22 protein-coding genes are annotated in these 22,330 nt (G+C 60.5%); 11 read left to right on the top strand and 11 right to left on the bottom strand.

From position 1 onward, the window contains the following. The first annotated feature begins 103 nt into the window (after window positions 1–103). Together LIS66_RS26810 and LIS66_RS26815 are read left to right on the top strand one after the other, a co-directional pair. Window positions 104–979 (top strand): Tim44 domain-containing protein, encoded by an 876-nt coding sequence (locus tag LIS66_RS26810; protein WP_042608044.1) that lies wholly within the window; start codon window positions 104–106, stop codon window positions 977–979. A gap of 136 nt (window positions 980–1,115) precedes the next feature. Then, complete coding sequence (locus tag LIS66_RS26815) at window positions 1,116–1,523, top strand: SMI1/KNR4 family protein (RefSeq protein WP_038359443.1); 408 nt, start codon at window positions 1,116–1,118, stop codon at window positions 1,521–1,523. A gap of 21 nt (window positions 1,524–1,544) precedes the next feature. On the opposite strand, the gene LIS66_RS26820 is transcribed toward LIS66_RS26815, so the two are convergent. Next, window positions 1,545–3,308 carry a cation:proton antiporter gene (locus LIS66_RS26820; RefSeq protein WP_083353860.1) on the bottom strand — a complete coding sequence of 588 codons (1,764 nt, stop codon included), beginning with the start codon at window positions 3,306–3,308 and terminating at the stop codon, window positions 1,545–1,547. Window positions 3,309–3,587: 279 nt separating this feature from the next. Here LIS66_RS26820 and LIS66_RS26825 point away from each other — a divergent pair, with 279 nt between their 5' ends. After that, window positions 3,588–4,070 (top strand): acyl-CoA thioesterase, encoded by a 483-nt coding sequence (locus LIS66_RS26825; RefSeq protein ID WP_016772447.1) that lies wholly within the window; start codon window positions 3,588–3,590, stop codon window positions 4,068–4,070. 107 nt (window positions 4,071–4,177) lie between these two features. Here LIS66_RS26825 and pdxY read toward each other — a convergent pair whose 3' ends face one another. Continuing rightward, window positions 4,178–5,050 carry a pyridoxal kinase PdxY gene (gene pdxY, locus LIS66_RS26830; protein ID WP_227973338.1) on the bottom strand — a complete coding sequence of 291 codons (873 nt, stop codon included), beginning with the start codon at window positions 5,048–5,050 and terminating at the stop codon, window positions 4,178–4,180. 117 nt (window positions 5,051–5,167) lie between these two features. On the opposite strand from pdxY, the gene LIS66_RS26835 reads away from it, so the two are divergent. Further along, window positions 5,168–5,581, top strand: coding sequence for a DUF3301 domain-containing protein (locus LIS66_RS26835; protein ID WP_042608041.1), 414 nt, complete (start codon window positions 5,168–5,170; stop codon window positions 5,579–5,581). A gap of 6 nt (window positions 5,582–5,587) precedes the next feature. On the opposite strand, the gene LIS66_RS26840 is transcribed toward LIS66_RS26835, so the two are convergent. Beyond that, window positions 5,588–6,553, bottom strand: coding sequence for a CobW family GTP-binding protein (locus LIS66_RS26840; RefSeq protein ID WP_227973339.1), 966 nt, complete (start codon window positions 6,551–6,553; stop codon window positions 5,588–5,590). Between the two features lie 41 nt (window positions 6,554–6,594). On the opposite strand from LIS66_RS26840, the gene LIS66_RS26845 reads away from it, so the two are divergent. Next, window positions 6,595–6,951 (top strand): NADH:ubiquinone oxidoreductase, encoded by a 357-nt coding sequence (locus LIS66_RS26845; RefSeq protein ID WP_227974551.1) that lies wholly within the window; start codon window positions 6,595–6,597, stop codon window positions 6,949–6,951. 3 nt (window positions 6,952–6,954) lie between these two features. Here LIS66_RS26845 and LIS66_RS26850 read toward each other — a convergent pair whose 3' ends face one another. Together LIS66_RS26850 and zigA are read right to left on the bottom strand one after the other, a co-directional pair. Beyond that, window positions 6,955–7,605 (bottom strand): DUF1826 domain-containing protein, encoded by a 651-nt coding sequence (locus LIS66_RS26850; protein WP_227973340.1) that lies wholly within the window; start codon window positions 7,603–7,605, stop codon window positions 6,955–6,957. Then, window positions 7,605–8,810, bottom strand: a complete 1,206-nt coding sequence (gene zigA / locus LIS66_RS26855; protein WP_227973341.1) for a zinc metallochaperone GTPase ZigA — start codon at window positions 8,808–8,810, stop codon at window positions 7,605–7,607. Before zigA ends, LIS66_RS26850 begins: the two co-directional genes overlap by 1 nt. 209 nt (window positions 8,811–9,019) lie before the next feature. Between zigA and LIS66_RS26860 the strand changes: the two genes are divergently transcribed. From LIS66_RS26860 to LIS66_RS26880, 5 genes are all read left to right on the top strand, one after another. Continuing rightward, window positions 9,020–9,397, top strand: coding sequence for a glutamine synthetase (locus LIS66_RS26860; RefSeq protein WP_227973342.1), 378 nt, complete (start codon window positions 9,020–9,022; stop codon window positions 9,395–9,397). An 83-nt stretch (window positions 9,398–9,480) separates the two neighbouring features. Continuing rightward, complete coding sequence (gene folE2 / locus LIS66_RS26865) at window positions 9,481–10,377, top strand: GTP cyclohydrolase FolE2 (RefSeq protein WP_227973343.1); 897 nt, start codon at window positions 9,481–9,483, stop codon at window positions 10,375–10,377. Next, the gene (locus LIS66_RS26870; protein WP_042608035.1) at window positions 10,374–11,042 is read left to right on the top strand and encodes a metal ABC transporter ATP-binding protein; all 669 of its coding nucleotides are present in this window, start codon (window positions 10,374–10,376) and stop codon (window positions 11,040–11,042) included. Before folE2 ends, LIS66_RS26870 begins: the two co-directional genes overlap by 4 nt. Then, window positions 11,042–11,911: a metal ABC transporter permease gene (locus LIS66_RS26875; RefSeq protein ID WP_227973344.1), complete on the top strand. Its 870-nt coding sequence runs from the start codon at window positions 11,042–11,044 to the stop codon at window positions 11,909–11,911. Before LIS66_RS26870 ends, LIS66_RS26875 begins: the two co-directional genes overlap by 1 nt. Window positions 11,912–11,922: 11 nt before the next feature. Then, window positions 11,923–12,798, top strand: coding sequence for a metal ABC transporter substrate-binding protein (locus LIS66_RS26880; protein ID WP_083353869.1), 876 nt, complete (start codon window positions 11,923–11,925; stop codon window positions 12,796–12,798). Between the two features lie 82 nt (window positions 12,799–12,880). Here the strand turns inward: LIS66_RS26880 and LIS66_RS26885 are convergent, their stop codons facing one another. Further along, complete coding sequence (locus LIS66_RS26885) at window positions 12,881–13,399, bottom strand: DUF3617 domain-containing protein (protein ID WP_227973345.1); 519 nt, start codon at window positions 13,397–13,399, stop codon at window positions 12,881–12,883. 131 nt (window positions 13,400–13,530) lie between these two features. On the opposite strand from LIS66_RS26885, the gene cls reads away from it, so the two are divergent. Continuing rightward, entirely contained in the window at window positions 13,531–14,970 is a 1,440-nt protein-coding gene (gene cls / locus LIS66_RS26890) for a cardiolipin synthase (RefSeq protein WP_227973346.1), read from the top strand. Between the two features lie 12 nt (window positions 14,971–14,982). Here cls and cfaB read toward each other — a convergent pair whose 3' ends face one another. From cfaB to hflK (LIS66_RS26915), 5 genes are all read right to left on the bottom strand, one after another. Next, complete coding sequence (gene cfaB, locus LIS66_RS26895) at window positions 14,983–16,170, bottom strand: C17 cyclopropane fatty acid synthase CfaB (protein ID WP_227973347.1); 1,188 nt, start codon at window positions 16,168–16,170, stop codon at window positions 14,983–14,985. A gap of 177 nt (window positions 16,171–16,347) precedes the next feature. Further along, window positions 16,348–18,258, bottom strand: a complete 1,911-nt coding sequence (locus LIS66_RS26900) for a cation-translocating P-type ATPase (protein ID WP_227973348.1) — start codon at window positions 18,256–18,258, stop codon at window positions 16,348–16,350. After that, window positions 18,255–19,304, bottom strand: a complete 1,050-nt coding sequence (gene hflK, locus LIS66_RS26905; RefSeq protein ID WP_227973349.1) for a protease modulator HflK — start codon at window positions 19,302–19,304, stop codon at window positions 18,255–18,257. The genes LIS66_RS26900 and hflK (LIS66_RS26905) overlap by 4 nt, the downstream gene beginning before the upstream one ends. Next, complete coding sequence (gene hflC / locus LIS66_RS26910) at window positions 19,301–20,341, bottom strand: protease modulator HflC (RefSeq protein WP_227973350.1); 1,041 nt, start codon at window positions 20,339–20,341, stop codon at window positions 19,301–19,303. The genes hflK (LIS66_RS26905) and hflC overlap by 4 nt, the downstream gene beginning before the upstream one ends. After that, a complete protein-coding gene (gene hflK / locus LIS66_RS26915; protein ID WP_227973351.1) occupies window positions 20,338–22,299 on the bottom strand; it encodes a protease modulator HflK in 1,962 nt (653 codons plus the stop codon). The genes hflC and hflK (LIS66_RS26915) overlap by 4 nt, the downstream gene beginning before the upstream one ends. Window positions 22,300–22,330 lie beyond the last annotated feature (31 nt).

Consider the following 22,330-nt stretch of genomic DNA (forward strand, 5'->3'; position numbering starts at 1 on the left):
ACGCAACCTGTCAGGCAAAAGCCCGAAACACTCTCTCGCTAGCCAGTAACACTTCAGCTGTGCAACATGGCGCGCGTGTCTCCACAAAACGGGAATACCCTTTATGAAACGTTTTCTTAGCATCGCCATGGCGTTGTGCATCGGCCTGACGATGAGCCTCGACGCCAACGCCAAGCGCTTTGGTGGTGGCAAAAGCGCCGGCGCTGCGCCGACGCACCAGACCAGCCAGATGGCTCCTTCTTCTCCAGGCGTGGGCGGTGCAGCAGCGACCGCTGGCGCTGCCGGTGCTGCTGGCGCCGCGGCCAAGGCCGGCGGTGCTTCGCGCTGGCTCGGCCCTCTGGCGGGCATCGCCGCCGGTGGCTTGCTCGCGTCGATGTTCATGGGCGACGGCTTCCAGGGCATGCAGATCTTCGACATCCTGATCATGGCCCTGATCGCGTTCGTGATCTTCCGCTTCATTGCCGCCCGTCGTCGCAAGCAGCAGGAGCAATTCGCTCCGGCCGGCGCGCCGATGCAGCGTGAAGTGTTCGAGCAGAAGCCAGCCCCCATGGGTTCGATCTTCGGTGGTTCGGCTGCTCCGGCTGCCGCCCGTCCGGTGATCAACGCACCGGCCTGGTTCAACGAAGAGCGCTTCCTTGAAGCCGCACGCAGCCACTTCCAGTCGCTGCAGCAGCACTGGGACGCCAACGAAATGAACAAGATCGCCGAGTTCGTGACCCCGCAAATGCTCGAGTTCCTCAAGCGTGAGCGTGCCGATCTGGGCGACGGCTTCCAGTCGACCTACATCGACAATCTGCAGGTGCAGCTGGACGGCGTCGACGATCGTGCCGACAAGACCATCGCCACCCTGACCTTCACCGGCGTGTCGAAAACCTCGCGTTTCGACCAGGGCGAAGTGTTCAGCGAGAGCTGGAACATGGAACGTCCGCAGGGCGACAACCAGCCTTGGCTGGTCGCCGGTATCCGCCAGAACGGCTGATCCCTGCTGCGCTTCACTTGCGGTAACAGAACCCCGGCCCCGGCCGGGGTTTTTCATTTCACGGTTGCATCTGTAGCGAGCTACTGTATAAACCGGCCCATATAAACCGCGCCATTCAAGCAAGAGGATCCCGGACGTGGAAGAAATTATCGAACAACTGCGCGAAGCCAACGAACCCGTGCCGGTTCCTTTGGAACTGCCTGACGAAGACCTGCTGGTGGAAATCGAAGAACAACTGTTCATCGACATTCCGTTTGTCTTCAAGGAATTTTTGCTGACCGTCAGCGATGTGGTCTATGGCAGCCTCGAACCCGTGACGGTCACCGACCCGCAGTCACACACCTATTTGCCGGACGTCGCGGCCAATGCGTGGGATGTAGGCGTTGATCGCAGCTTGATCCCGATCTGTCAGGACGGCGACGACTACTACTGTGTCGAAGAAGACGGCACCGTGGTGCTGTGGCAGGCCGAAGAAGAATTGATCGCCGAGGAAACCTGGGAATCGGTATGGCACTGGGCGCGGGACGTCTGGCTGGAGAGCTGATCCGCCAGACGCCCCGGGTGGTCAGTGCCCCGACGACTCGTTGTGGTTGTCGAGGGTTTCCAGCAGGGCCACCTGCATGCGCGTGTGCACGCGGATGAACCAGCGCCAAAGCAACGCCGCTACCGCGGCGGCGACTACGGCGATCAGCACCAGCAGCTTGTTGGTCGGCAGGATACTGGCCGACAAGGCCGCCAACAGCAGGAAAATCACCAGCAGCGAGAGAATCGGGATCACTTCGGCGATCACCCGTCGCACTCGCTGCGTGTGACGCCCGGCCATCTCCGGCTTGACGCCCATCTCCGCCAGTAGCATCGACAGCGCTTTGAGCTTGCGATATGCCGCGATCAGGAATGGCAGCGAAACCAACAGCGCCCCGCCCCAGATCAACGCCTTCTGCCAGCTCGGATCGCTGATCCAGTCCTGCAGCCACAACGACATGCGCTCGGCGAAATACGCGCCGGCGAAGAAGATCGCAATCACCAGCGCCAGATTGACCCCGACCTGCAACAGAATCCGCCGGATCATCGACGCCAGCATCGCGCCCTCGCCTTGCGGCTGAATGCTGCGCAACCATTCGCCATACATGCCGAGCACCCGGCCGAGACGCTTGGGTACGGCTGCCGAGAGCTTGATCGACAGCGGATCCGCCGCGCGAATCAAGTACGGCGTCAGCAGCGTGGTGATCACCGAAACGGCCACCGCGACCGGATAGAGGAAGTTGCTGGTCACCTGCAAGGTCATGCCCAGCGCGGCGATGATGAAGGAAAATTCGCCAATCTGTGACAGGCCCATGCCGACCCGCAGCGAGGTTCGTCCGTCGTTGCCAGCGATAAATGCTCCGAGGCCGCAGGACAACATCTTGCCCAGCACCACGGCGACGGTGATCACCGCGATCGGCCAGGCGTATTCGATGAGAATCAGCGGGTCGAGCATCAGCCCGATCGCGACGAAAAAGATCGCACTGAACAAGTCACGAACCGGCTCGACCAGTCGCTCGATTTTCAGCAGCTGTCGCGACTCGGCCATGATCGCGCCGATCAGGAAGGCGCCGAGGACCATGCTGTATTCGAGCTTGACCACCAGCAGGCAGAAGCCGAAACACAAGCCAAGCACAGTGATCAGCAGCATCTCGTTGCTTTCGAATTTCGCTACGTAGGCGAGCAGGCGAGGCACCAGAAGGATGCCGATGACCAGCGCGACGATCATGAACAGCGACAGCTTGCCGACCGTGGAGAACACTTCGCCCGAGCTCACCGTGCCGCTGACCGCGATGCTCGACAGCAGCGCAATGATGCCGATGCCGAGGATGTCCTCGACAATCAATACCCCGAAGATCAACTGCGCGAAACGCTCGTTCTTCATCTTCAGATCGTTGAGGGCTTTGACGATGATGGTGGTTGAGGAAATCGCCAGAATCGCGCCAAGGAACAGCGAATCCATGGTGTTCCAGTCGAACCAGCGGCCAATCTCGTAGCCGATCCAGATCATCAAAATGATTTCGAGGAACGCGGCAATAAACGCTGTAGCCCCGACCTTGAACAACTTGCGCAGGCTGAACTCCAGACCGAGACAGAACATCAGGAAAATCACCCCGAGTTCGGCCAGGGTCTTGATGGTTTCTTCGTCGTGGATCAGGCCGAACGGTGGTGTGTGCGGGCCGATGATGAACCCGGCGACGATGTAGCCGAGCACCACCGGTTGCTTGAAACGGTGGAACAGCACGGTGACCACACCTGCGACCAGCATGATCACTGCCAGATCCTGAATAAAACTGATGGCATGCATGGCGTGGGCTCCTTGATCACGACAGTCGCAGGCAGACGTCAGAAAAGTCCGCGCGAGCAGGTTAAAAATCCGCTTTAGATGTGGGAATTGCCCTTGGGCAGGGCTTTTGCAGGTTAACACCGCGACTTCGCTCTGGAAGCCGGTGCAATATATGGAAACAGATCGCTACCGGCGTGACGGCGGCCCGTTGCCCGGCGTCCCGATAACGGTGCTTTCTGAAAAGCCACCAAGCGCCCGCAGAGGCGCTTCCAGCCATCAGCCTTGACCCGTGAGAACGTTATGGAACCCGGAAACGCCCAGCTGTCGATGACGGTACTGATGACCCCCGACATGGCCAACTTCTCTGGCAATGTCCACGGCGGCACCCTGCTCAAATACCTCGACGAAGTGGCCTACGCCTGCGCCAGCCGTTATGCCGGGCGCTACGTGGTGACACTGTCGGTTGATCAGGTGATTTTCCGCGAGCCGATTCATGTCGGCGAACTGGTGACCTTCCTCGCCTCGGTCAACTACACCGGCAACACGTCGATGGAAGTCGGCATCAAAGTGGTCACGGAAAACATCCGCGAACGCTCGGTGCGCCATACCAACAGCTGCTTCTTCACCATGGTCGCCGTGGACGACCAGCGCAAACCGGCCGCAGTACCGCCGCTGCAACCGCAGAACAGCGAAGACAAGCGCCGCTTCATGCAGGCGCAACAGCGTCGGCAGATTCGTCAGGAGCTGGAGAAGCGTTATCAGGAGATCAAGGGCGACGCTTGAAATGGAGAGCGCTCGATTGATCGCTTTCGCGAGCAGGCTCGCTCCCACATTGGGAATGCATTCTTTCTGTGGGAGCGAGCCTGCTCGCGAATACAGACGACTAGCTCTTAGAGACTGATCGCCGTCGCCTCGAACTTCACCCGCGGATGGGCAATCCGGTCCTGCGCCCGCACCAGTTGCAGCTCATAACTGGCGCACGCCTGGGTTTCCAGCAACACCTCATGCACCGCCGCTGCGGTGAATTCGAAGGCTGCGAGCAGGCTGTCGCCCAGCAGTACCCGCGCCAGGAACAGGCCGGACGTCAAATCGCCCACGCCTACTGGCTGACGCGGAAACGCCAGTAATGGACGGCGCAGATGCCAGCTGCCCTCGGCCGTCACCAGCAGCATCTCGAAACCATCGGCCGGTTTGCCCGGGTAATCCAGATGCTTGACCAGCACTGCTTTCGGCCCGCGCGCCAGCAGCGCCCGCGCCATGGCAAGGCAATCAAACAGCGACTGCGGCTTGCGCCCGGAAAAACTGTCCAGCTCCAACTGGTTCGGGCACATGATGTCCGCCACGGCGGCCGCTTCATCGAGCAGGAAATCGCTGACCTCGGTGGGCACGCTGCAACCCTTCTCTGGATGACCCATGACCGGGTCACACAGATACAACATCTTCGGATTGACTGCTTTGATCCGCGCCACACCGCCGAGTATCGCCCGGCCCTGCGCGGCGCTGCCGAGATAGCCGGACAGCACCGCATCGCAGTTGCCCAGCTCGCCAATCGCGGCGATGCCTTCGATCAGTTCGGGAATCTGCTGCGGCGCCAGCACTTCACCGGCCCACTGACCATACTGGGTGTGGTTGGAGAACTGCACGGTGTTGAGCGGCCAGACGTTGACCCCGACGCGCTGCATCGGAAAAACCGCAGCGCTGTTGCCGGCGTGGCCAAACACCACGTGGGACTGGATGGCGAGCAGATGAGGCGTACGTTTCATTCGGGTCATTCCGTAAAACGATTGAAATTCAAGCCGCGCAGTATGCGACGAAACACAGCCTGTACGACAGACCGGCGAGACAGTTAAGCTGACGCCATCTTTTGGAGTTCGATGTAGATGCTGACCCTGGAAAACATCTTCGTGCTGATGCTGTTCGCTGCTGCCGGTGCCTGGTTCTGGCACAACCACGGCTTGCGCGAGCGCGCGCTGGAGCGGGTCAAACAGCATTGCAGCAACGTCGGCGTCGAATTGCTGGACGGTAACGTCGCGCTGAAAAAGATCGGTTTGATCAAGGACGCCAACGGTCGCCGCCGACTGGCGCGGGTGTACAACTTCGAATTCACCGTGACTGGCGAGAGCCGCCACAACGGCACCGTGACCCAATTCGGCGCGCACAGTGCGCAGATTGAATTGGCACCCTACCCGGCACCGTTCGACGATACGCCGCCGGTGGTCGAAGTGCACAAGCCTCGCGCGGAAGTCATCGAGCTGAGCCAGTGGCGGCAGGAACATACCAAGTGGAAGCCTTGAGCTAATTCACCGAACTCGGCATTGAGTCAAATCGGCGTCTAGCTGTTCGATGTTCTGCGGCCCGGTAAAGATCAGCTCAATTCGCGAATCTTTTCGCCATTCGCTGGCCTGCCAAATCAGATCTGCATTTTCCAGCGCATTGACTGAAACCCAGCCATCCCTGCCGTGGATGACCAGTTTGGCCCGCTTCCACTCGAGAGCGGCCAGCCAATCAGCGATGCGTCCTTGGTCAAATATCTGTCCAGGATGCCAGCGCCACCCGATGCTCCAGCCATCCTCCTGCGCCTGGCTCAGGCAAATCGGCACGCTCGGGTCGCTCCAGACGGCCGGCAGCTGCGCCAATCCCGTGGGCAGCGGCAGATTAACCACGCCTTCGGTTGCTTTTTCTGTCATCCCCGGCAGCTCATCCAGAGGCAACCGGGCTTGCTGGGTCCAGATCATCCTGACCGGTGGCAACTCGCTGCAAATGTTCTCCCGAGCCGTTTCATCAAGATTTTCCGCCTTGTTCAGCAGCAGCAACCCTGCGCTGGCCAACGCTTGCTGCTGGGCTTCCGGCAAGCCTCTACCTGCGTGCAATGCCTGAGCATCCAGGACCAGAACACACGGCTGAACCGCCAGCACGCCCAGCCACGGCGCCGTGTTCAATTGCTTGAGCAACTGTGCGGGATGGCCCAGCCCGGATGGCTCGATAAACAGTCGATCCGGTCTGGCCTTGCGCAGCAAGCGGCCAAGGCCGATCTGGAACGGCGCGCCATTGACGCAACACAGGCAGCCCCCGGCCACCTCACCCAGTGCGATACCATCGGCATCGCGAGTCAGCAGCGCGGCATCCAGACCGATCTGGCCAAACTCGTTGATCAGCACCGCCCAGCGTTCGTCCGCGGGCCGCTGCGCCAACAACTGGCGAATCAGGCTGGTCTTGCCCGCGCCCAACGGGCCGGCGATGACGTGGGTCGGAATGTTCTGCAACATGGCGGGTACTTTTCTGCGGACAGTTATTGAGGAGACTGATGATGCGCTGGTGGGGATGGTCGTTGCTGTTGACGCTGCTGTCGAGTGAAGCGTGCGCCCAGGCCTGCGTGGTGCACACACAGGGCGAACGGCTCGACGTCAAAGTCTGTCAGCAGAACAGGACGATTCCGCAGAAATTGTTCAACGACGGCTTCTGCCAACCGACGCTGGCCGGGCAGAAGGTCGAGGTGCAATACGTCGATCAGTGCCCGAGCGGGGCTTTCGGTGTTTGCAGCAACGCGCAAGTCGCCAATATGCCCTATCGCCAGGATATCCACTATTACGGCGTGGCCACTGATGCGGCGTATCTCAAGCCGTATTGCGAAGGCCAGAGCCAGGGTGCCTGGCGCAAGCCCTGAGTGTCAGCCGAGCCAGTCGAGGGTGAGCAACAGACGGCGCTCACCGGGTGCCGGTTGCGGCGAACGATGGATCAGGCCGAAGCCTTCATTGCCGTGCCACTTTTCGCCCTTGAGCAGGGCAACGTCGCCGCTGTTGAGCTGGCGAATCGTCGCTGCATCTTGCGGTTCGGCATTGGCCTGACCAAGTCGCGTGCGATCCATCGCCCCCTCTTCAAGCCACTGGCTACCGACCCCGGCATAGGTCGTGATCAGGCGCACGGGTACGTGATCGACGTGGAAGCGCGGGCACATGGCCTTGTCCAGCACGCGCAGGCGCACGCCGATACGCCGCGCGCCGAGCAGGCAGGCGAAGGCACTGATCAGCCATTTAAGGTCGCTCATGAAACCTTCGTAACCTTGAAGATCACGCAGCCCTGAAGCCAGTCCGTCGAGATCCGGTTCGGCGTCTTCGTCAGGTAATTCCAGGCAAAGCGACTCGGCCAAGGGCTCGTTGAGCGACAGCACTAATTGTGCGAAATCGGCGATGTGCAAAGGCAGCTGGCGTTGCCAGATCGCGAGATTGGTTCCGTCCTCAAGGATTCGCGTCAGCGTTTGCGGGCTCAGGCCCTGATGCTGATGACGGGTAAGGAGGTGCTGATCTTTGAGTGCGAGCATCAGGCGGCCTCTTCGTGCCAAGGGCCGAAGGGATCAGGCAGCAAGCGCCAGCCTTCTACACCCATTGCCATTTCTTCATCGGTGAGCAGACAGGCATCCAGCTCGGCTGTGAGTTGTAGGAAATCGATGTTCTGACCGATGAAAACCAGTTCCTGGCGGCAATCTCCTACGCTCGGAGTCCAGTTTCCCATGATGGCCTGTACGCTTTCCTGATCCTCAGGCCATTGATTCTTCGCCACGAAACGCCACCAGCGACCGGCAAATCCATGCCGCATCAAACCACCGGCCTGCGACCAACTGCCAGCATCGGTAGGCTTGCTGGCGAGCCAGAAGAAGCCTTTGGAGCGCAGCAGCTTGCCGTTCAGCCATGGGCGGTCGATGAAGCTGAAAAAGCGCTGTGGGTGGAAGGGCCTGCGGGCGCGGTACGCCGTCGAGGCGATGCCGTACTCTTGAGTTTCCGGGATGTGCTCACCGCGTAATTCCTGTAGCCATCCGGGTGCTTGTGCGGCTTTTTCGAAATCGAAACGGCCAGTGTTGAGGATTTTCTCCAACGGCACCTCGCCCATCACCATTGGAATGATTTCAGCCTGGGCATTCAGGCGCTTGAGGATCGCTATGAGCTCTTCGCGCTCATGCTGGCTGATCAGGTCGATTTTGCTGATCAGCAGGACGTCGGCGAATTCGATCTGTTCGATCAACAGGTCCGTGATGGAACGCTCGTCTTCTTCACCGAGGATTTCGCCGCGAGAGGCGAGGCTTTCGGCGGCCTGATAATCGAGCAGGAAGTTCACGCCGTCGACGACTGTGACCATGGTGTCGAGACGGGCGATGTCGGCGAGGCTTTGTTCGTGTTCATCGCGGAAGGTGAAAGTTTCGGCGACTGGAAGCGGTTCGGAGATGCCGGTGGATTCGATCAGCAGGTAATCGAAACGTCCTTCCCTTGCGAGCTTGCTGACCTCTTCAAGCAGGTCTTCACGTAACGTACAGCAAATGCAGCCGTTGCTCATTTCAACGAGTTTTTCTTCTGCGCGGTTCAAGCTGACATCACGCTGGACTTCGCTACCATCAATATTGATTTCGCTCATATCGTTGACGATTACCGCAACGCGCAGACCTTTGCGGTTACGTAGTACGTAATTCAAAAGCGTACTTTTACCGGCGCCGAGAAATCCTGAAAGTACGGTGACGGGCAGTTTCTCTGACATTGGATAATCCTCGTTGATAGCCGCCGATATGCGCTTTGGTGATTTGCGCATGACGTATCGCGCTTCATGTCTTGGTAGTGAAGAAGGCAACGGTTGTTATCGGCAGCTCCGGCTGGTTTGCGCTTTATGTTATAGTGTAACAATACAGAGTTGCTAGCCCGAGCGGGAAGATTTCACGATTTGTCTCGCCACCTATCCTGGAAACCGCGATGAACAATGCGCTGAAATATCTGCTTTTGAGTTCCGGCATGGCGCTCATCGGCCAAGCCGAAGCGCAAGGTCCCGGTCTCGCGCACTGCACGCGCAGCGCTAACCTGCTGGCTTGCGTGGACGCCGAAGGCAACGCCTATAGCGTCAATACGGTCGGCACCACGCTGTATCTCAGGGGATTCGAAAAGAATGGCCATCGCTACTGGGCGCAAACCAACAGCCGGTTCGGCCAATTGACCTTTTTCACCGGCATCGCCTCCGACGGCGAGGCTTGGGTTGGCTATACCCGTCGTGTCGGCTGGACAACTATCAACCGCTTCTCAAGCTCGGGTGGCAGCAGCGCAAGGTTCACTTGCAGCCGGATGACGGGCTGCTAGTGAAAACCTTTTCATGAAAAAAGCGTCGCTGAATGCAGTGTTATAATGTAACGTAAAATGAGATCAACACGACGGTCTCAACCATGAACGCTCTTACGCTACCGGATATCGCCAACCAATCTGCACGCCAGGCATTGCCACTCGATTGGGTAGGCATGCGTGGGATTGCCCTACCTGTTTTGCTTGAAGGCCAACGCCTCAGTGCCAAAGTAGACGCTGGCGTGAGCCTTGATGATGGTGAAGCGCGCGGTATTCACATGTCGCGGTTGTACTTGGCACTCGATACGCTCGAACAGCGAAGCCTTTCCCCGGCGCTGTTGCGGGAAATACTCAAGCGTTTTCTGGCCAGTCATCAAGCTCTGTCCGACTGCGCATATCTGAACATTCATACTGACTTGCTACTCAAGCGATCCGCGCTGATCAGTCCCTTGGCAGGCTGGAAATCCTACCCGGCTACCATCTCAGCCAGCCTGAAACAGCAAATGTTCCACGTGGAACTAAAAATTGAGGTGCCTTATTCCTCGACGTGCCCGTGCTCTGCGGCCTTGGCAAGGCAATTGATCCAGCAGCAATTCGTCGACGATTTCGCCAATAAGTCTCTGCAGCACGCTGAGGTGTTGGCATGGCTCGGCTCAACCAAAGGGATCGTAGCGACACCGCATAGCCAACGCAGTTATGCGCAACTTCACCTGCATCTTGATGACTTCATCGATGAGCTTCCGCTGACCGCGATCATCAATGACGCCGAAGCCGCCCTTGTCACCGCTGTCCAGACCGCCGTAAAACGCCCGGACGAGCAGGCCTTCGCTCTCGCCAACGGGCAAAATCTGATGTTCTGCGAAGACGCAGCCCGCCGTCTCAACCTGGCACTGCAGCGCACGCCGGGTATCAACCGATTCCATATCCGCGTGATCCATGTCGAAAGCCTGCACGCTCACGACGCCGTTGCCGAGAGCAGTTGGCAGCGGGAGCAACCATGATCCGCTGCCAATCGTTGGTCTGGGGCGCGCCCGGACAACCGTTGACGACACCTCTTAGCCTGGAGTTCGAAAGCGCCAGCCTGACTGCCGTCATCGGCGCCAACGGCTGCGGCAAAAGCAGTTTGCTGAAAGTCATCGCCGGATTGCAAAAGCCCTTGGCTGGCAAAGTGGAAATGGCTGTTCCACGGCAAAGCGGCATTTCCTTTCTGCCGCAACAGCAGCACCTGGATCGACAATTCCCGATCAGCCTCGAAGAACTCATCGCTGCAGGTTTCTGGGGTCGTCGGCTCTCGACTCAATTGCGCACGCAGCGCTTGAAAAACGCACTGGAAGACTGGCACTTGAGTGGACTTGAACAGCGTCCTTTGATGGCCCTGTCCGGCGGTGAATTACAGCGCGCGCTGCTCGCGCGATTGAGTCTCGCAGACGCCCCAGTGCTGTTGCTGGATGAACCGCATGCCGCACTCGATGAACTCGGGCAGCAATTGCTCTGGCAACACATTCACCACTGGCAGGCGGAGGGCCGAACACTGGTTGTGGTCTGCCATGACCTGGTCGCGGTGCGACAACATATTCCGCATACGCTGCTGATCAGAAACGGCCACTGCGTGTACGGGACCAGCCGAGAATTGATCCAGCCGACACCGTCCATGCGGGTGGCCTGATGCTCATCACCGTCAGCCATTTTTGGCAGCCCTTCAGCGAATTCGTATTCATGCGCCGCGCCTTGCTCGGCGGACTGGTGCTGGCATGCAGCACGGCGCCCTTGGGCGTGTTCCTGATTCTCAGGCGAATGAGCCTGATCGGCGACGCGGTGGCCCACGGCATTCTCCCCGGTGCGGCATTGGGATTCTGGTTCGCCGGTTTGAGCCTCCCCGCCCTTACGCTCGGTGGCCTCGGCGCCGGTCTGAGCATGGCCGGTCTCGCCGCCTGGATCACCCGGCGCACGGGTCTACGCGAAGACGCCAGCCTCGCCGCTGTCTATCCGATCTCACTGGCCAGCGGCGTGCTGATTCTTGGCATGGCCGGCAAACGCCTCGACCTTATGCATTTGCTGTTCGGCTCTGCGTTGGCCGTGGACGGGCCGACGCTGACCGGCATGCTTTGGGTCTCGGCCCTCAGCCTCGTGGCCATGGCCGCGATCTACAAAGCGTTGTTACTGGACACACTAGACCCGCTGTTCTTGCGCACGGTCAGCCGTCTCGGGCCGCTGGCCCATGCCGTGTTTCTCACTCTGGTCGTGCTGAATCTGGTGATCGGCTTTCAAGCCATCGGCGCACTGATGGTGGTCGGACTGATGATGCTGCCTGCGGCTGCCTCAAGGTTCTGGAGCCGCCGCCTGCCGGTACTGATTGCTGTCGCCGCCGTCATGGGTTGCCTGTCGGTGTGGCTCGGCTTGCTGCTGTCGTTCTACTACTCGCTGCCTAGCGGCCCGGCCATCGTGCTGGTCGCCGGGGTCGGCTATCTGCTTTCAGTGGTGTTCGGGCCAGTTCACGGTTTGCTGCACCGTCCGCCCTTGCTCACATCCCAATGAGGTGTTTCCCGATGCGCGCTCTACTCGTGCTGTTCAGCCTGATGCTGTCGATGACGTTGTCGGCTGCCGAAAAACTGCCGGTGGTCACCAGCTTCAGCATCCTCGCCGACATGGTTCAGCAGGTCGGCGGCGAGCACGTGCAAATCACCAGCATGGTTGGCCCGGACGCCGATGCGCACACCTACGAGCCGACCCCGGACGATGCCAAGGCCCTGCTCAGGGCGCGGCTGATCATCAAGAACGGGCTCGGTTTCGAGCCTTGGCTGGATCGGCTGGTGACCAGCACCGACAGTAAGGCGACGGTGATCACTGCCAGTCGCGGGGTGATTCCACGTTCGCTCGATGAGGACGGCGAAACCGTGCCGGATCCACACGCCTGGCACAATCTGGCGAATGCTGAGTTGTATGTCGGCAACATCACCAAGGCACTGGTCACTGCCGACCCGGCCAACAAGGCCGACTACGAGCGCAACAGCCAGAACTATCTCAAACAGATCTACGCGCTGCTCGCCGCAGCCAAAAACAAACTCGGTGCGCTGCCGCCAGGCAACCGCAAGATCGTTACCAGCCACGATGCGTTCGGCTACCTCGGCCAAGCCTATGGCATCGACTTTCTGGCGCCACAGGGGTTGTCCACCGAACGCGAACCGTCGGCGGCTGAAGTCGCTGCGTTGATCACGCAGATTCGCCAGGCCAGAGTCAAAGCGGTGTTTATGGAGAACATCAAGGACGCGCGTCTGCTCAAGCAGATCGCGGATGAAAGCGGCGCGCACATCGGCGGCACGCTGTATTCGGATGCGCTGGCGGCGAGTGGCCCGGCGAGCACTTTTACGGGGCTGTTCGAATACAACCTCAATACGCTGTACAAGGCGTTGAGTCAGCCATGACTTGAGGCGAACTTCCGATCTATTCGCGAGTAGGCTGCTCCCACAGTTGGAATGGGGTCCAGCTGTGGGAGTCGCAGACGTTTTAAGGGCGGGGTTTAACGGTGCCGCAATCCTGACCCAGCCACACCGCACGGGTTTCCAGGCTGCCCTTCTGGTTGATGCCGATGGCGTTGAAGGTGCCATTGGCGACGGTGGTGAATTCGCGGTCACTGAGGAATGTCGCTACGCCGGTGCCCTGGGCCTTCGGGCAACTGAAGCGGAATTTCCATTGGTTGCCGGTACGCTCGGTGATCTGCTGCTTGCAGCCCGATTGCGGATCGGCCAGCGGGATATCGTTGGTCGCCACTTGCTGTGGCGTCAGGCAGGCCCGGATGCCTTTACCGCCGATATTGATGCCGTTCTTTTCCAGCGCCGCCCGCTGCTGTGGGGTGATCTGGCCCTGAATCTGGCCAAGGATCGATTGCACGTCCATGGCCTGGTCATCGACCTTCAGATTGCTTGAAGTCATCTCCCACAATCCCGGCTGCAGCATTTGCGCCTGCGCAACCACCGGTAATGCCAAACCCAGGCCCAGCGCCAAACCCAGCAGACGAACGTTCATCGAGAAACTCCTGATCAGTTGTGGCCGTTAGACGCCGGCCGGTTGCGTCGGTTCATGCACCGATTAAATAGAGACATTCGCAGCAGAACATGGTCTGTTAAGCATTGCATCTCGCGGAGCAAGGCTGCCCCATGGATTTTTTCGGACCGCATATTTTCGGTTACCTGATCGCCCTGTTGCACACACTCGGTTCGATCGCTGCGATCCATGCAGTGCTTACCGTGCGCACCGCACAAGGCTCGATCGCCTGGGCATTGTCGCTGATCTTCATTCCCTACCTCACGCTTATTCCGTACCTGGTGTTCGGTCGCAGCACCTTCGATGGTTACATCAAGGCGCGGCGCCAGGCCAACGAGCAGATGCGCCTGGCGATATCCGAACTGAACTGGCGCCCGTGGGTGGAAGAAGCCTTGGCCGCCCGGGCCTCAAGCGCCTACGCCTCATTACGTGCGATGCCGAAACTGGGGCGCATGCCGTGCCTGGCGAATAACGAAGTGCAACTGCTGGTGAACGGCACGGCGACCTTCGAGGCGATTTTTGAGGCGATCGAACAAGCGAAGGAAGCAGTGCTGATCCAGTTCTTCATCATCCACGATGATCGCCTCGGCCAGCGCTTGCGTGATGTGCTGTTGGAGAAAGCCGCCGAAGGGGTGTCCATTCACTTGCTCTACGACCGCATTGGCAGTCACGCCCTGCCCCATCACTACGTGCAGGCGTTGCGCGATGGTGGTGTCGAGGTCAAAGCCTTTGCCACGCGCAGCGGCTGGCTGAACCGCTTTCAAGTCAACTTCCGTAACCATCGCAAAATCGTCGTGGTCGATGGCGTGGTCGGCTTTGTCGGCGGCCACAACGTCGGCGATGAATACATGGGGGAGAAACCGCCGCTGGCGCCGTGGCGCGATACCCATGTCAAAGTACGTGGCCCGGTGGTCGCGTGCATGCAGGAATCGTTTGCCGAAGACTGGTTCTGGGCCGCACGCACTTTGCCGCCGTTGATTCTGCCGGATGAGTACCCGGCGGACGGCGTGCTCTGCCAACTGCTCGCCAGCGGCCCGGCCGATTCGTACGAAACCTGCTCGCTGTTCTTCGTCGAAGCCATTCATGCCGCGACGCAGCGGGTGTGGATTACCAGTCCCTATTTCGTGCCAGACGAGGCCGTCTTCGCCGCACTGAGGCTGGCAGTATTACGCGGCGTGGATGTGCGACTGCTGCTGCCGTCGCGGCCCGATCACCGCATCGTCTACGCCGCGTCCAGCCTGTATGCATTTGAAGCGGTGCGTGCCGGCGTTCGGGTGTTCCGCTATCGACCCGGTTTCCTGCACCAGAAAGTGGTGTTGGTCGACAACGAGATCAGCGCCATTGGCAGCGCCAATCTGGACAATCGTTCGTTCCGTTTGAATTTCGAAGTGATGCTGTTGACCGTCGACGCTGAATTCGCCGCTGCCGTGGAGCACATGCTCAACGACGACTTCGCGCAGGCCGACGAAGTGGCCAAAGAAGAAAGCCGGGAGATCCACCGCCTGCAACAGGTCGGCATGCGGATCGCCCGGCTCATCTCGCCGATACTCTGAAAGCGCGGTGTATTACGGGTGGTAGATGTCGTCCCGGGTCCAGGGCAATTCGTGGCTGCCATCCGGGTGCGCTTTGACGGCGAGGATCTGATGCAGATTGATCCAGCCACGGGCGAACGCATATGCGCAACCGGCCAGGTACAGGCGCCAGATCCGCAGGGCTTGCTCCGGGACCAGTTTCGCGGCGGCTTCGAGGTTGTCTTCCAGCCGCTCGCTCCAGTGATCGAGCGTGCGTGCGTAATGCAGGCGCAGGCTTTCGACATCCACGATCTCCAGACCCGCTTCACTGATCTGGGCGGAGATCATCGCCAGATGCGGCAACTCGCCGTTGGGGAAAACGTATTTCTCAATGAACTCTCCAGCACCGCGCCCAACCGGGCGGCCATCGGTGTGCTTGGCGGTAATGCCGTGGTTCATTACCAGCCCGCCCTCCTTCACCGCACCGAACAATGTTTTGCAGTACTCGGCGAGATTGGCGTGGCCAACGTGTTCGAACATACCGACGCTGACGACTTTGTCGAAACGGCCGTCCTGCGGTAGATCACGATAGTCGAGCAACTGCAATTCGACCTGATCGTCCAGCCCTTCGGCTTTGACCCGCTCCTGCGCCAGCGCCAATTGTTCCTTGCTCAAGGTAATACCGAACACTTTCACGCCGAACTCTCGCGCCGCATACCGCGCCAGGCCGCCCCAACCACAGCCGACATCCAGCAGATACTCGCCGGGCTGCAAGCGCAGCTTGCGACACAGATGGCGGAATTTGGCTTGTTGCGCCTGTTCGAGAGTTTCGCTGCCGGTTTCGAAGTAAGCACAGGAATACGCCATGTCGCTGTCCAGCCAGAGCTGGTAGAACGCATTGGACAGGTCGTAATGGTAGGAAATGGCTTTGGCGTCGGTGTCCTTGTCGTGATGTGCACGAACCGGCTGACTGCCTTCGTCTTCGTCGAGCAGCGCACTGCTCAGCTCGTCGCAGACGCGAATGACCTCGCTGATCGAGCCCTCCAGTTCCAGCTTGCCCTCGACGAATGCCGCACCCAGCGCATCCAGGCTCGGGTGGGTAAATTGAGAGACCATCTGCGGGTCCTTGACCACGACGGTTACGCTGGGCGCCGGGCCCAGATTGAACTCGTGGCCGTCCCAGAGTCGCAGGCGCAGCGGTAACTGCAGATTCTGTAAGGCCGGTGGAAGTTGCGCGAGCATGGAAAATCCCCCCTTGTTTCAGACGTCTGATCTGAGGGTAGACCAACCTTGAAAAATAGCAGGCTATCGATTCGATTGGCCTGGACTATCGCCACCGGCGCATCGCGCTGAACTGCAGATAACACGCGCCTTACGATAGATGACTGCCTGATCAGCCCGCGGTTCATGAATTTTCTTTCATTTTTCCTCAGCACCGAGCTTGAGCAACGGCTCTTGAAAGCGCAGTAAACGCCCGGCGTTACCCAACACCAGCAGAGTGCTCAGGTTGTGCAGCAACGCCGCGATCATCGCACCGGCGGCGCCGAGCCAGCCGAAAGCCGCGAAGACCACAATGGCCAGGGTCCAGCCGAGACCGATCACCACATTGACCTGCAAAGTGCGCCGGCACTGACGACTCAGGCGCACGCAGGTACCGAGGCGACGCAAGTCGCTGCCGATCAAGACGATGTCTGCTGACGCCAAGGCAATGTCGGCACCGCCGGCGCCCATCGCCACACCGACGACGCCGGCCTTGAGCGCCAGGGAATCGTTGATGCCGTCGCCCACCACCATCGGGCGAAAGCCGCGATCGATTTCCTGGAGCACTCGATTGAGTTTGTCTTCGGGTAGCGCTTGCGCGTGGACTTCGTTCAGTCCGACTTCCTGCGCCAGGGTTCGGGCCACACTGTGACGATCACCGGTCAGCAGCAGTTGTCGTCCCAGACCCAGTTCGCGCAGCTCGCTCAGGGCAAAGCGTGCTTCGGGTTTGACGCTGTCGGCGAGCAACAGCCAGGCGAGAAATTCACCGTTCAGGGCCAACCCGGCGATCGGGCCGTCGTGTTCAGGAACTGCAGTCGTGATGACGCCCAGTTGCGCGAACAACTCTGGCCGACCGAGCGCCGCCTCGCCCTTCTCTGTCACCGCTACGACACCAAGGCCCTGGCGCTCATGGATATCTGATAACGGCCAATAGGCGTCCTGATTGACCAGCCCCGAGAGCGCCCGACTGACCGGATGACTGCTCGCCGCGCCGAGACTGGCGGCCAGCGCCTGCACTTCGCTGGTGTCCGCGTTCAGGCTGGCGAACGACTGCAAACGCAAAGTGCCGTAAGTCAGCGTGCCGGTCTTGTCGACCACCAGCGAGGTCAGATCGGCGAGTTCTTCAAGGAACGCCGAGCTGCGAATCAGAATCCCATGGCGCGCGGCGACGGCGACACCGGCAATCGCCGTGGCCGGGGCAGACAGCACCAGCGCACAGGGACACGCCGCTACCAGCACCGCGAGCATCGCCTGGGCATCATTGGTGACGAACCAGGTCACCGCCGCCAGCAGCAACACCAGCACCATGTAACTACCAGCGTAGCGTTCGAGCAATCGGGTGATCGGCGGTTTCGAGCGTTCGGCGTTTTGCATCAGAGCGATGACTTTGCCCAAGGTCGATTCGCCGCCAGTGCGGGTGACTTCGATGCGCAGCAATCCATCGAGGTTGATCGCACCGCCGAAGACCGGCATGCCGAGGCCAGCTTCCACCGGCACCGACTCACCGGTAATCGACGCGGTGTCGAGGCTCGCCTGTCCGGATAACACACGACCGTCCGCCGGTACCCGATCGCCGGCCCGCACTTCGACGATATCGCCAGTGCTGAGCGTGCCGTTGTCCACTTCGATAATCGAGCCGTCTGCTTGCAGCTTGCGCGCATGGCTGCGGGTCAACTGGCCGAGTGCGTGAATCGCTTCCTGGGAACCGATGACGCTGCGCTCTTCCAGCACATGGCAGAAGATCATGATGATCGGCAACAACGCTGCGGTGAGCAGATCGCCGGTCGCCCAGGCACCGAGCATGGCCAGCGCGATCAACTGATCGGTGATGCCGTGCAGGCTGGGGTAACGCAGGCTGTACCACGCCGAACGCATCACCGGAACCGCTACCAATAAAGAAGCAGAACTGAGCAATAACTGACTGACACCTACCTGCTCCGGGAGCATCCAGCGCCAGACCAGCCCCAGACCCAACAGCCCGAGCGCGAGCATCGCCAGGGTCAATTGGCGCGCGGCGCGGCGTTGTTCGGCCGAGGACAACAGACTCGGAGCTGCGGTGGTCGCCGTCATTGACTGGCTCCTTGAATGATCAACCGGGAATCGTCTTTCGGGTTAACAGTGGTGACCGACCCGGCCTGGCCGAGAATCTTTGGCACGCGTTCGCGATACAGACGCAGGAGCATTTGCGGGTCGGCAGACGTGGCCAGACTCGAGACGGTTGCGGTATCGGCCGAGGCTTTGGCAGTGCGCTCACCCGCCTGCGCGTGGGCCACTTGCAGCGTACGGTCGGCCTGTTCGTTGGCAGATTGAGTGAGTTTTTCTGCCTCGGTACGCGCGTTGGCTACCGCTTTATCGGCCTGCTGACTGGCGGTCAGAACCGCGTTGAAGGCACTGACCGCCGGTTCCGGCAGGCTCGATTGCACATCCACCCGCGACACTTGGATGCCGATGCCCTGCCCGCTCGCTTTCAGATCAGCGAGACGCGCGTTGATGCCTTGCACCAGATCACCGCGCAATCGCTCGCGACGCTCGGCCGCCTGATTGTCGGCGCCCACCAGCTCCGGGCGAGCGACCAGAATGGTGTCGAGATCCCGCGCGGCGGACAGCGCCACCGCACTGCGTGTCACCACCCGGTCGAGCGCTGGCAGCACATGCTCGCCCTGCAACACGAACGCATAGGGATCGGAGACCTGGTAAAACACTCGCACATCCAGTTGCACCACGCCGGCATCACCGGTTAATAAATAACCAGACCCGGCGAGGGCATCGCTCAATGGCGTGGCGAAAGAAGCCCCACGATCAGCCTTCAGCGCCTCGTCACTGCGCAACAGATTTTCCACCCGACGCTCGATTACCCGATCCGCCGCTGGCAACAGAATTACCTGTTCAAAGGGTTGCGGCCATGCCCATAACAGACCTGCATTCTGCACGCGATCCAGCGCCCCAAAGTGCAGCACCACGGCGCGGTTCTGCGGATCGATCTGCCGCACATTCGAGCACGCCCACGCCAAGGCGGCCAACACGGTTACCGCGTAAAGGGCGATAAACGCCAAACGCCCCGCCTGAATCCACGGACTGTTCAACGCATGTGTTCCACGTGGAACTTGTTCATTCATGGTTGCGATCCGGATTTGCTGTCGAGACTCGGGGGGCCATCGACCAGCACGCGGAACGGCGCGGCATCAGTGCGCAGAATCAGTTTGGTTTCCGGTGTGACAATGGTGCCGAGGGTATCGAGCGAGCGCAGCAGGTTGTACAGCTGCGGCGAGCTGGCGTAGGCGCGACCATAAATCTGCGCAGCCTCTACCCGTGACTGCGCTTCGATGTCGGCGGCGTTTACCGTGGCATCGGCCTGGACAATTCGCGCATCGCGTTCGGCAGCGGAGCGGATCTGCGCCGCCTCGCGTTTGCCGATCGCTGTGCGTTCGGTGGCGATGGTTTCACGCTCGGCGCGCATACGATCGACCGTTGCACTGAGCGTGACCGAAGGTAACGTCAGCCGCTCAATGCCGACTTGCACCACGCGCACGCCATAAGTGGCGAGCAATTGTTGAGCGATCTGCTGACGCAACTGCGCTTCAAAATCGCTGATGTGCACTTGGCTGGCATCGGTGTTGACCAGATCGGCCAGGTCGAAACTGCTGGCCGTGGTTTCCAGGGCCGAGCCGACAAAGGTACGAATCTGCCGGGCCGCTTCGTCCGGCTGATTCTGCACTGCACGCATGAAGCGCTGCACGTGTTCAGGATCACCCTGCACCTGCCACGCCACATACGCTTGAACGATGATGCGCAAACCGTCCCGAGTACCGACATCCTGCAAACCGCTGGAGGTTGTCCGCAGACGCAAGTCCACCGGAATTGCCGCCTCGAACGGCGCAGGCCAGCGCCAGCTCAATCCGGGATCAAGCAAGACCCGCGAGGGATTACCGAAACGGGTGATGACCGTGGCTTCGCCGGAGCGGACTTGCACCAGACTCGCGGCAGCGATGGCAAACGCCACCAGCAACGCCGCCCAACCCATGCGTCGCCATGGAAATGGCCCGGCGTCCTCGGCATCGCCATGATGGTGATGACCATGGTGATGGTGATGCCCGGCGTGGCCATGGTCGTGGCCGCGGTGGTCGTGAACGTCATGCACAGGCGACTGGCTCAATGGGTGGCTCCTGGTTGAGCGTTGATACGTGCGGGCGACGGATCAGCCGGCAGCGTGAAAGTGCGCAGATCGATGGTTGGCGCATTGGCGCTGCCGCCGAGTCGATGATCGAGTACCAGCAACCTGGTCTTACTCAAGCCCTGACTGAGCTGGCTGAGGTATTGCTCCAGCACGAAGGCCTGGCCGGCACTGGCGAAGGCTTTCTGTTCGGCACTGAATTTCAGGTCGGCGGTTTGCGCGGCGGCGTTGATCTCCCGCGCGTTTGCCGTTGCCTGGTCGCGAACCGTGCTCGCCTGCAACTGCGCTTCGTTGCTGGCCTGCGCAGCCGCCCCGCGTTCGCGAGCGATCAACGCCTGGGCGCCGATCTGCGCCGCTTGCACACTGTGGTAGGCATTCGCCGCGCCGGCCGGTGGATGGATTGCTTCGACAACGGTGGCGAGGATCTCCACACCGCTGTTCAGTTGGTTCAGATCGCTTTGCACCGCGCGACCGATTTCCTCGGCAAGCCCTGCCCTATCGTCGCCGAGCAATCCGTCGAGGGTACGCGAGGCGAAATCGTGAACCAGAATGCGACTGGCAGTGCTGCGGAGCAGCGTCGGTACATCGGCGCTGTTATAGGTCGCAGCAAGCGCCGCCTCGTCGTTCAAACCGATGCGATAGACAAAGCGCACGTCCATGTTGACAATCTGCAATCCCTGTTGCGCGTCCCGGCTGCTGGCAATGACCTGGGATTTGTCATTGACGTGGCTGGCGTCCCACAAACGGTTGGAGGTCAGCGGTGCCGGGCCTTCAGCGGAATCGGACTGCACGGCCAACGGCTTGTCGCCGACGCTGGTTGCCAGTTCGTGGACGACGCCGTTTTCAACGCTCAGCACGCGCCCCAACGGCCAAGGCAATCCGGCGTGCAAACCTGGGCCGAACACCTGCTCCGGTTTACCGAAGCGCTCATAGATGCCGCGACCTTGCAGAGGGATTTCATGTAAGCCGGTCAGCAGCCAACCGACCAGTGCGACCACTGCAATCACTGGCAACAGGGCCCGGCGCATGTAACTGAACGCCCAGATCTGGCGCAGATCGATGCCGAAACGGTTGTGCATTTCATGCTGCAGCGCCAGCCACGGTTGCGGCGGCCAGCGCAGCATATCGGCGATAAAACTGCGCGCCAGCAGGGTAGGTTCGAGTTGTTCGCGGCGCGGGCTGAAGACTGACAGCACCGCGCGCAACAACAGTTCGATGGCAACCAGCATCGGCAGAATCGCGCTGAGCACCGCGATGCGAACTGGCCAGACCGCGTGTTCACTGGCGAACAACAGACACAGTGCACCGATCAGAAGCGAGAAGATCACCACCCGGGCCAGTTGCGCGAGCGCCGCCGCTTCCGGCCATTGCGCCGGCGGCTCCTGTGCCAGGTGCCGCTCCAGCACCAGCAAGGCGAACGCCAGCAACAACGCCAATGCCGCACCGATGCTCGCCGAAATACCCAACGCCGCTGGGGGTAACGCCAGATTCCATACTTGCTCGATACTGAGCAGGACCAACAACGCCCAGCCGCCGAGCCACAGCGTCGGCGCGCCGATTTGTCCGAGCAGATGCCGGCTGCGCTGACTCAGGCGCTCCAGAAGCCTTTCGTACCAGCCATCAGCTGTGGCGCCCTCCTCCACAACTGCCGGTTGCGAACTCAACGGATGCAGTACTCGCGCGCGCCATTGCGTCACCCACCAGGCCGATTGCAACCCGGCGACGAGCACCACCAACGCTGCGCTTTGATTGATCAACAATGGCAACCACAGTGATCGTGGCGCAAACAGGCCGACGAAAAACGCCAACACCCAGCCCACCGCTGCTAATCCACCGACGCCATAAGCCAGCCGCCGCAACTGGCGTCCCTGCGCGGCTGCTTGCTGAAAGCGCGGCAGCCCGGTCACTGGCGTGGCGTCCAACTCAAGATCGACTTGCATATCACCCCGGCTACATTGGTCTTGACGTTAC

This window comes from Pseudomonas sp. HN2, from assembly GCF_020736465.1.
Classification (GTDB): Bacteria; Pseudomonadota; Gammaproteobacteria; order Pseudomonadales; family Pseudomonadaceae; genus Aquipseudomonas; species Aquipseudomonas moraviensis_A.

Excerpts from the sequence above, each read along its gene's own strand:
- LIS66_RS26860 (WP_227973342.1), top strand. The coding sequence starts at position 9,020 with ATGAACAATGCGCTGAAATATCTGCTTTTGAGTTCCGGCATGGCGCTC.
- LIS66_RS26810 (WP_042608044.1), top strand. The coding sequence starts at position 104 with ATGAAACGTTTTCTTAGCATCGCCATGGCGTTGTGCATCGGCCTGACG.
- LIS66_RS26840 (WP_227973339.1), bottom strand. The coding sequence starts at position 6,553 with ATGTTGCAGAACATTCCGACCCACGTCATCGCCGGCCCGTTGGGCGCG.
- LIS66_RS26875 (WP_227973344.1), top strand. The coding sequence starts at position 11,042 with ATGCTCATCACCGTCAGCCATTTTTGGCAGCCCTTCAGCGAATTCGTA.
- LIS66_RS26885 (WP_227973345.1), bottom strand. The coding sequence starts at position 13,399 with ATGAACGTTCGTCTGCTGGGTTTGGCGCTGGGCCTGGGTTTGGCATTA.
- LIS66_RS26870 (WP_042608035.1), top strand. The coding sequence starts at position 10,374 with ATGATCCGCTGCCAATCGTTGGTCTGGGGCGCGCCCGGACAACCGTTG.
- pdxY (WP_227973338.1), bottom strand. The coding sequence starts at position 5,050 with ATGAAACGTACGCCTCATCTGCTCGCCATCCAGTCCCACGTGGTGTTT.
- LIS66_RS26900 (WP_227973348.1), bottom strand. The coding sequence starts at position 18,258 with ATGACGGCGACCACCGCAGCTCCGAGTCTGTTGTCCTCGGCCGAACAA.
- LIS66_RS26850 (WP_227973340.1), bottom strand. The coding sequence starts at position 7,605 with ATGCTCGCACTCAAAGATCAGCACCTCCTTACCCGTCATCAGCATCAG.
- LIS66_RS26835 (WP_042608041.1), top strand. The coding sequence starts at position 5,168 with ATGCTGACCCTGGAAAACATCTTCGTGCTGATGCTGTTCGCTGCTGCC.
- hflK (WP_227973351.1), bottom strand. The coding sequence starts at position 22,299 with ATGCAAGTCGATCTTGAGTTGGACGCCACGCCAGTGACCGGGCTGCCG.
- LIS66_RS26880 (WP_083353869.1), top strand. The coding sequence starts at position 11,923 with ATGCGCGCTCTACTCGTGCTGTTCAGCCTGATGCTGTCGATGACGTTG.
- hflK (WP_227973349.1), bottom strand. The coding sequence starts at position 19,304 with ATGAATGAACAAGTTCCACGTGGAACACATGCGTTGAACAGTCCGTGG.
- cls (WP_227973346.1), top strand. The coding sequence starts at position 13,531 with ATGGATTTTTTCGGACCGCATATTTTCGGTTACCTGATCGCCCTGTTG.
- LIS66_RS26825 (WP_016772447.1), top strand. The coding sequence starts at position 3,588 with ATGGAACCCGGAAACGCCCAGCTGTCGATGACGGTACTGATGACCCCC.
- cfaB (WP_227973347.1), bottom strand. The coding sequence starts at position 16,170 with ATGCTCGCGCAACTTCCACCGGCCTTACAGAATCTGCAGTTACCGCTG.
- folE2 (WP_227973343.1), top strand. The coding sequence starts at position 9,481 with ATGAACGCTCTTACGCTACCGGATATCGCCAACCAATCTGCACGCCAG.
- zigA (WP_227973341.1), bottom strand. The coding sequence starts at position 8,810 with ATGTCAGAGAAACTGCCCGTCACCGTACTTTCAGGATTTCTCGGCGCC.
- LIS66_RS26820 (WP_083353860.1), bottom strand. The coding sequence starts at position 3,308 with ATGCATGCCATCAGTTTTATTCAGGATCTGGCAGTGATCATGCTGGTC.
- LIS66_RS26845 (WP_227974551.1), top strand. The coding sequence starts at position 6,595 with ATGCGCTGGTGGGGATGGTCGTTGCTGTTGACGCTGCTGTCGAGTGAA.